The organism is Nostoc sp. FACHB-888 (genome assembly GCF_014696655.1).
Lineage (GTDB): Bacteria > Cyanobacteriota > Cyanobacteriia > Cyanobacteriales > Nostocaceae > Nostoc.
The window spans coordinates 1-8521 of record NZ_JACJQM010000178.1; the positions used below are offsets into that span (position 1 = coordinate 1).

General features: G+C 39.5%; 9 protein-coding genes and 2 pseudogenes. 4 read left to right on the forward strand and 7 right to left on the reverse strand.

The features are described from left to right. Positions 1 to 1190, reverse strand: a 1190-nt coding sequence (locus H6G26_RS35475; RefSeq protein ID WP_190735958.1) for an FAD-binding domain-containing protein, incomplete at its 3' end; no start/stop codon positions are given. Positions 1191 to 1468: 278 nt separating this feature from the next. Here H6G26_RS35475 and H6G26_RS35480 point away from each other — a divergent pair. Beyond that, positions 1469 to 1753 carry a hypothetical protein gene (locus H6G26_RS35480; RefSeq protein ID WP_199327238.1) on the forward strand — a complete coding sequence of 95 codons (285 nt, stop codon included), beginning with the start codon at positions 1469 to 1471 and terminating at the stop codon, positions 1751 to 1753. Positions 1754 to 2119: 366 nt separating this feature from the next. Beyond that, a complete protein-coding gene (locus tag H6G26_RS35485; protein ID WP_190735960.1) occupies positions 2120 to 2626 on the forward strand; it encodes a hypothetical protein in 507 nt (168 codons plus the stop codon). Positions 2627 to 2646: 20 nt separating this feature from the next. On the opposite strand, the gene H6G26_RS35490 is transcribed toward H6G26_RS35485, so the two are convergent. After that, positions 2647 to 2835, reverse strand: a complete 189-nt coding sequence (locus tag H6G26_RS35490; RefSeq protein WP_190735962.1) for a hypothetical protein — start codon at positions 2833 to 2835, stop codon at positions 2647 to 2649. A 504-nt stretch (positions 2836 to 3339) separates the two neighbouring features. Between H6G26_RS35490 and H6G26_RS35495 the strand changes: the two genes are divergently transcribed. Continuing rightward, complete coding sequence (locus H6G26_RS35495; RefSeq protein WP_190735974.1) at positions 3340 to 3573, forward strand: HU family DNA-binding protein; 234 nt, start codon at positions 3340 to 3342, stop codon at positions 3571 to 3573. A 98-nt stretch (positions 3574 to 3671) separates the two neighbouring features. Here H6G26_RS35495 and H6G26_RS35500 read toward each other — a convergent pair whose 3' ends face one another. Continuing rightward, positions 3672 to 4157, reverse strand: a complete 486-nt coding sequence (locus H6G26_RS35500; RefSeq protein ID WP_190735964.1) for a VOC family protein — start codon at positions 4155 to 4157, stop codon at positions 3672 to 3674. A 162-nt stretch (positions 4158 to 4319) separates the two neighbouring features. After that, on the reverse strand, positions 4320 to 4511 hold the full coding sequence (locus H6G26_RS35505; RefSeq protein WP_190735966.1) for a hypothetical protein: 192 nt from the start codon (positions 4509 to 4511) through the stop codon (positions 4320 to 4322). A 504-nt stretch (positions 4512 to 5015) separates the two neighbouring features. On the opposite strand from H6G26_RS35505, the gene H6G26_RS35510 reads away from it, so the two are divergent. After that, positions 5016 to 6272 (forward strand): AIPR family protein, encoded by a 1257-nt coding sequence (locus H6G26_RS35510; protein ID WP_190735968.1) that lies wholly within the window; start codon positions 5016 to 5018, stop codon positions 6270 to 6272. A 182-nt stretch (positions 6273 to 6454) separates the two neighbouring features. Here the strand turns inward: H6G26_RS35510 and H6G26_RS35515 are convergent. From H6G26_RS35515 to H6G26_RS35525, 3 genes and pseudogenes are all read right to left on the reverse strand, one after another. Beyond that, positions 6455 to 7301 (reverse strand): annotated as a pseudogene (locus tag H6G26_RS35515) (DUF4351 domain-containing protein). A gap of 257 nt (positions 7302 to 7558) precedes the next feature. Further along, complete coding sequence (locus H6G26_RS35520; RefSeq protein WP_190735970.1) at positions 7559 to 8224, reverse strand: hypothetical protein; 666 nt, start codon at positions 8222 to 8224, stop codon at positions 7559 to 7561. Positions 8225 to 8241: 17 nt separating this feature from the next. Continuing rightward, positions 8242 to 8521, reverse strand: a pseudogene (locus H6G26_RS35525) (hypothetical protein); the annotation flags it as partial.

Here is an 8521-nt window from a genome sequence, read left to right on the forward strand (position 1 = left end):
AGTGGATTAGTTACACCAGCCTGCATCTGCCATTGCCAATTATTAATTGCTAAATCTCCATCTACTAAATAGTTCATGTAGTGTCTAGCGCCGTGATGCCATGAAATCCCACAGTTAATGGTTAGGAATGTGGCACACATTGCTCGCATCCGAAAATTCATCCAACCCATTATTTTGAGTTGTCGCATACTGGCATCAACCAGTGGAAAGCCTGTCATTCCTTGCTGCCATGCTTGAAATAATTCTTGTTTTTCTCCCGACAATGTTTCTGGTGTATATAGTTGATCAAATTCTGGGTAACGGTTAGTGTAAGCAATTTCTGGATGGAAATAGAGCCGTGCAGTAAAACTATCATGCCAACGCAAACGGTCTCGAAATGTTTTGAGAGAGAATTCTGCTTTAGGTTGAGCTTTTAATTCTTCTGCTAAGGCTTTAGTGCTTTGGTAAACAGTGCGAGTTGAAATAGTCCCAAAGGTTAGGTGTGGTGATAAATGAGATGTTGCACCAAGCTGTGAGAGCATTGGGCGAGAAAGTTTCCAATGGTAGCCAAAGTATCTTTTTTTGAGAAAAGAGTTCAGTTGACCTTGTGCTTGTGTTTCACCCCCTGGAAAGTAAACTTTCTCGACTGCCCAAAAGCGCTGGTATTTCTGTTTAAGTTCTTCAAACGTTAGCTGTGGTAGATTAAGCGTTATTTTAGGTGTATTAATAGTTAATGGCGCAAGATATTGGGGCTGCCTTTGATAGGTATAATATTCGTTAAACCACCCGTCACGTTGCTCTGCTGATTGCAGAAAGTTGTTTAGCCCAATGTGGTAATCAAAGTTTAACTGTTTGTAGAAATCAACTATAGTTTTATCCCGGCTGACACCGTACTCCACCTGCACATCACGGTTAAAGAAAAGTTTGGGTTTATATCCTGCAATGATTAACTGCCTAGTCAACTCTTGCACGATGTCTGTAGAATTACCTTCAAATAAGTACAGCCGACTACCTAACTTTTGGAGATTTGAGTCGAGATTTTCCAATGACTCAAACAAGAAGCGGACTCTCCCCTTTCCGACATCAGCCCAGGTATAAAACCAAGGATCAATAATGAAGAATGGCAGAACTCTTGCATCATTACCAGATGAAGAGGTGACAATTTCGTTGTCAGTTAAACGCAAATCTCGACGAAACCACAAAAGGTGCATAGCTCAACTTACTCTCATCTACAATACATTTGTACCATAATTTTCTTTGCTGTCGAAGTTGAGTGTCTATGGCCAGATGTAATCTATCCTGACTGCGCTGACTTTAGACAGTGCAGCGAACCGAACAAGTAAGTTCTAGTTTTAACAACTTGTGAGCAGTCTAAAAAGTAAGTAATTATAAATTCAGGTATCAATGTTAATTCTTTCCACTAACTCCTGAACTCTTCAGATTCAAGAATCAACTTTTTGTAATCATAGATTGTTAATTTTAGATAGACATGGAACTGAGCAGTCAAATAGAAAAGCCCATTTTGAAAAAGGCAGTAGCAACAAAATTATCCCAACAGTTAGAACCAAAAGTTGAAATTATTGAGGCTCCCAAACCAGCATGGGAAGCCGAACAACAACTGGAAGAAAATAATAACAAGTTAAAGTATGATTCTAACTATTACTCTTCTCCGGTATTTGACAGCCCTCAAGTGAAATCAATTGAAAACTCAGGGTGGCAGGTATCAGATATTTGGCGAGAGATTCGGGTCGATAGTTACTGTGGTAGTTGGTAATGTTCAGAGCTAGCAATAATGTCAAGTAGCAACTGAAGTGACACACCTTGTGGGATATAAGACTGCAAGGGTAGCGGATGTAGGGCAATATTTAAAAGTAAAAAGTTTAAATAGGGGCACATCTGCCCTCATTTTTCAGATGGATATCAGGTAAGTGTGCGTTAGAATTGAATTGATGGCAACTTAATTGATTTGAAGCTAGATTAAAGAACCGAGGGTAAAAGTTGCTTACAGGGCAAAGTTTAATAATTGGGTCATTGATAAGTTGTTTATACAGCATTTATGATCAGCGATCAAAGTACTGTATGCAAACGGTGTAACTCAAAAATAGCAATGTAGAGTTTAATATTTACAGGTGTTAAAAGTATGGCTAAGGTAACAATTTCTATTGGGCTAACTGATGCAGAAATCAAAGCTTTATCGGCAATGCAGATTTCGGAGAATGAGTCATTAAATCATACAGCGACAAGATTGCTCCTGGGAATCCTGGGTCAGACAAAAGCTGGGCTGGCGTTATCTAATGGTGATGAGATTAAGGAAATAGTTAAACAGGAAGTAAATGCTTCTTCTGCGTCTACACCCGATGGGGAAGAGATTAGACAGGTAATTAGGCAGGAGATGGCAGATGCGATCGCTCAGATTAAGGGTTTAATAGATGAGCGTAATGGTGGAGTTGCTTTACAAACACAAGAGGCTGTTTCTGTTGAGCAGCAAGTCATACCAGATTATTCAGCAATACGCGAAAATGTCCTTTCCCAATTTAAAACAGGTAAGCAGTCAGCAGCTAAGGCAATCGACGCTTTTATTGAGTCACTGGGTGCTGTTAAGGAACAACAACAGCCAGCAATAGTAGAATTAGATGTAGCGAGTTAGGATTTTTGTGCTGGCGACTATTAACCAGTCAACTTAATCATGCCTTGGCTGACTAAATGTTCAAGCTGAGAATGATGCTGTGTTTGCTCCCGTAGCAACTTGAGTTGCTCGTAAGTGAGAATGTGTAATCCGGGGCGGACAACATAACCTTCAATGGTAATGCTTTGTGGTTGCTGGCTATCGGTGCGGTTGTAGGAAATTGAAGGCATATTTACAATTATGTAAGTTAAAACTGATTAGTAGAAGAAAGTTTGATTCTTCATTCTCTTACAGCTTCACACAAGTTCCTCTTAAAAGGTGATTATAGAATCAGTCAAGCTCTCCTAGAACTCAACTGGGTTTATCCCTGAATTCAAAGTCGCCATAGGAGTAGCCGTGCATTGTTAATTTTCGTATGCTGCTTGATTGTTAGTCGTTTTCCCCCTATCCTCACAAAAGATAGTAGTGGTAAAGTAAATTTCCAATACTGGCAATACTTCAGGGTGATTTATGAACAAAGGGGAATTAGTGGATGCTGTAGCAGCCATAACAATTCGCAATTCGCAATTCGCAATTCGCAATTCGCAGTTAAAAACAATTAGAAATTATGGATTACTAAGAACTTGTCAAAAAACAACCCTCCTTCTTTTTTTCTAAAAATACTTGATTTAGCAAGGTTTGAGATAGCAAATTATAAAAGTTGTTTCTATACAGGCTCTAATTGAGAATTATTTATATGGATTACAATTGCGAATTGCGAATTGCGAATTGCGAATTGGTCAGTTGTGACCGAGGCTGTAGCGAACGGGGAGAAGATAACGCTCGTTGGGTTTGGGTCATTCGAGCGACGCGAACGTTCAGAGCGTGAAGGACGTAATCCCAAAACCAATGAGCCAATGACAATTCCGGCTACTAGAGTTCCTGCGTTTTCTCCTGGAAAGCTGTTTAAAGAAAAAGTAGCGCCATAGATGAATTGCTTTGCCACTAGCAATCCAATCACTGCAAAGCTGTAGGTAGCAATCGCTGTTCTTCAGACAGTATGGGCAATGGTAGGAGCTAAACTTTATTAAGCGTTATGAAACTCAGTATTAGGCAATGTTTGCAGAGGATTAAGAAATTCTTTCAATTCGTCCCATCGCAACTCCAATGCTTGACGAGCAGCTGTTTTGGCGACGATTTCCAGTCTGATTCCGTCCGGATCATCAAAAAATATTGCGTAATACTCAGGATGATATTCAGGATATCGTTTAGGTTGACTGACCTTGATTCCCACTGATCTGAGTTTCTCAAAGCATAAGTCTACGTCAGTCATTGTCTCTACCTGAAAGCAGAGATGATGCAAGCCAGGAGCATAAGGATCGTGTTTTTGTGCTGACCTTGCAGGTCGAATGGTTAACTGAAATTGCGGGCCGAAGTAATGAGCGTGTGGTTCTTGGGCAATAACTTTATGGCCCTTGTGTTGTCCGAGTTCTCGCATTACCAAGTCGTAGAATGTCTCAGATTGAGAAAAATTAGATACTGACAGGTAAATGTGGTCGATTCTTTTTAACATCCAACTTATATGAACAATGCTGCACAATTACATATAAAGATAGCAAGTATAAGATAATGAGCAGTGGGAGATTGATCCTATTTCAAAGCTTCATTATAAAATTTTACCCAAGCTATTTCGATGGGCTTCCGACTGGGATTGCCACCGAATGAATTAACCACTTTACCGCTTTTGATAAATCCATTCACGCCCAGCTTTTGCTGCTGCTTCAGCACTAAAGTAAATCGGATAGTCACCCAATACCGTGTCATCTGGGCTAACAATCCGAAACTGCCAGCATCTACACGGAGTATAAAATACGACTAAAACACGAGACTGAATACAGACAACTGAATGAATTTTGGCGATAGTCATGGTGCAGGTACTTGGCGCTTGCTGAATATTAGTAAAGCAGGCATTCTCATAATGAGAACAGGTATAAATACGTTTTAAGTGAAACTAACTGAGCGAGCCTAGTTATAGATGTTTGAGAAAACTTTTTAACATTAGCACTTTTTGCAACTAACTTAAGTATGAATAATAGTCTATCTTAAGTTAGTTTTTGTAAATATGTACAGCAACTAAGCTGTTGCTTATAGCTGAAAATAGCTTTCCATAAAGAGAGTACCTAAATATCAGGCATCTAAGTACTCTTTATCTAAGCTAGGATTTAGGCACTGTAAAGATTAACCATAATGTTGCTGTAAATTCCGGCTTTTCAGGCGTACCATATCTATCGCGGGTTTAGATAATTTGACGGGAGCAGATGCGGAGATATGTTGTAGTCCAATCTCTAACAGTACTCGGCATTTTGAGAAATGCGGTATCAGGGTCAGGGTTTTGGTTAACATAGAATTTCTAGTTCCGAAGAAATAAACTATGCCCAAGACTTGGAATATTAAAATAGATAACTATTTTCAAGCCAACCCCAATTGCATCATCGCCACAGCCCATGTAGACAGCTTCCCAACAGACCTCCCCCTAGAACCCAATATCAGGGAAGCAAACCGCAAAAGCGCAACCTACAGACAAATCTTCGACTCCCTGACGACCGAACCTGCAAAATTCTTCTCTCGCCACAGTGGAATCGTTCTGTCAGCCAATAAAGTTAAGGCCAACAGAAACAAAACCGAGCTAGAACTAGAGATTTTAGAAGCTAACGAGGGCGGTAGCGATGGGATTATCAACGGAGGGCATACAGTTTTAGCATTTGAGCAAGCGAAAAATTACAAATACGATTTAACCGAAGCTAGAGTAAAAATTACGATCCACATCGGATTGACTGAAGAATCAGCCAAAGACATAGCCCTGGCAAGTAATACCACAACGCCAGTAGATTCTCGCTCCAAAGTCAACGCTAGAGGTGATTACAAATTCATCAAGCAGTACTTAGCCCAGTTAGAAAGAGCAGAAGATCGGAAATTCCGCATCGCCTATTACCAAAACCAAAGCGGCGCTCCCAGAAACGCTCAGTGCAATGTCACCCATTTACTGAAGCTGCTTTACTGCCTCGACAGAAATAAATACAACCCCGACGGCAATAAACGAACCAAACACCCAGCAGGGATGAGTCTTCCAAGTAACATCACAGATGTAGAAAGGGAACGGTTAACCGCTTTACTGCCACTGCTTTCTCAGGCTTTGTGGATAGAGCAAAGATTGTACGAAATAATTCAAGACCATATCAGCAGCCCCAGAAGAAAGGGTAGCAACGATTTAGCATCAATTGATATACGTAAAACTACGTTGTTGCCGGACAGTAAGTATTCATTTGGGTTTGGTGCGCCAACCGACTTGGCACTACCGATAATTGCGTCCTATCGGGTATTTTTGGATAAGGACTATAAATGGATTCTGCCGTTTAATGAATTCGCTGAAGATTTCCTGCAACACTTATGGGCTAACTATTTCCGCAAATACTTGGTATCCGAGAAAACAGCAGGAAATACAGTAGGGACAAAAATCAGCCGTAATCAAGAGATTTGGGAAAGTTTGTATATCTCTGCACAAAGTTATCTCAATTCTTCCTTGGTGAAAATGGTTAACTCCAGTAAGTCAGAAGAACCGAAAGTGACACAAGGTGCAAATAAGAGGGCAAAAGGTAAAAATGATGGTGCAACTACTGTTCTCAAATAGCTTTTTATCGTTCGACTGACTCCCTGTAAACTTTGTCGTAAAGCCTGCGGCATAGCTACGCTTAGGGCGCAGCTTAAGAAGAGAAGTTGCGCTCACGGCGAAGCCTTTCCCCCTTGCCCCAACCCTTCTTGATAAGAGCGCATTTACTTTCCAGGCAATAGATAATAGCACAAGCTTTTTATTTAGAAATTTTGGTCTAACCAAGTTTCTAAATCAGTGAGGGATGAAAAATCTAAAAAGGCTTCTCCTAAAGTCTCCAATTGGTCAGTAGATAAACCTCGAATTCGCTCAATTACTGAAGAGTCAATCTCACCAAAGCGATGATTTAGTTGACGTATAATTAAACGTTCTTCACCTTGCTTAATTCCCTCTACTTTTCCTTCCTGTCTAGCTTGTTCTCGGTCTTGCTGATAAAGTGGTGCTAATCGCATAACTAACTCCCTGTCATCTGATTCTTCAATTTGAGACATTACCAAGTTCTGCTGTAAATTGTACAGTAATTCTAGTGTGGCTTTGCGAAACGGATGATTAGATGATAGCGCTTCTAATTCATCAATAGCCTGCTTTTGTACTTTCCCTCGACCGAGAATTCTTAGCCACAAAGTTTCTTGAGTACGTGGCAGTTGATGAATTACAACGATAGCTGTTCGCAAATACTCCCCCATTAAGTATACTCCAGACACCCAATTAGATGCTTGTATTGCACTAAAACCTGAAAGTATTCTCACAGACACGGTTGGAGAAAGTATCCACAATTTCGGAATTTCTAATTCTTTAATAGAGATTTTATTGCGGTTAGCTTCGCGTTGTAAAGCACCTCTTACTTCCAATAATTTCAGCAAACAGTCACAGATTTCCTCTTCAGAGGCAGGATTGCGAAATGGTTCAAAAATAGCAGGTGTAGCTGCAAATTTTCCCAGAATTCCTAGCATCTCTAAATTATTAGCTTGTTGGGTAGGAGAAAATAAAAGGTTTTAGTAACTCTTCCAAATAATCTTTAGCAAATTGGTCGTGAATAAATCGAGTCATTTAAATTACTATGAAAATTATTTATTCTAATTAACATTTTATCTCTTTTAAGAGCAGATTTTAAAAATGCAAGCGCTCCAATTACCTACATTTTTCCCTATTTAATACTGAAAATGTCAACAATAACTATTCTACAGGCTTATCAGCTAAGAAAGTCTTTTTTTGCTGATTAAATTAGTATTAATGTTATATCTTTGAATGATTTACGCCGTATTAGTTTGCTTAAGCTCCGGCGATTGTTGCCAGAGCTAGAAGATTCATTTTAGCTTTTGATAGTCTTGAAAAAAACGATTCAAATCACTTAAAATTTGACAATACAAGCTATTGTTTTCATAAGTGCCACTAGCATTCTCCCAGGAATCGCAAATTCTTGGGCTAGTAAGAGGCAAAATCAAAACAGATAGAGCCGCAATCAAAGGCACAATTAAGATAAGGTTTCGGGCATCAGTGATTAAACCACCAACTTCGCTCAGAATAGGTAACTCGTATTGGTGACGATGGGTAATTAGTGTATCCTTGCTTTTCTGAGGTTGAGTTTTTTGCTCCTTTTCTAAATTGAGATTGGGCTGGATATCTATCTCAAGAACGTTCTTCCTGACTACTTCAATTGCCGTCACTAAATCATCTATAGGTTGTCCATTTCTGGCACGAGTGACAAGTATTTCTTCCAGAATTATTAATCTTGACTTGGAAGTTAATAGTATAGGCATCTGTTGATTAGCTTCATTGATGAAATCCTGTTGTTCTTTGAGAAGCTTACTAGTTTGCATATTATGTAGCCACTGTTTTTGAACTAGTAGTTCGCGTTCTGATATTTTAAAGCTTTGAGAGAGACTGTTAATAAAATTAACAACACTCGTTGTTAACTTTTCTAAAGGGCTTGAGGCTGCTGATGGGGAGTTGTTTCGATTGTTGTCTCGCATAGGTTATTCAACAAATTTTAATTTTGATTACTATTGCAACCGCCGAATTTGTACTTTATATGAGAATTTTGGAGTAATTTTTCAATTCCCAAACGGATCAGCTCTGGTGGAACTCCGTCTAATTTCAACTCGGTTTGGATAAACTCATCAATGGAATTGGCTTTCGTCTTTTCTAAAAGTGCCAACATCTGTTGAACTTGGGTTGTTGGTGTGCAAGACTCCTTAGTTTCAGCTTGAGAGGTTTGCTTATTACTTGGTGCAGAGTCAATAAAGTTTTTGGTATCCCGGTCATAACCA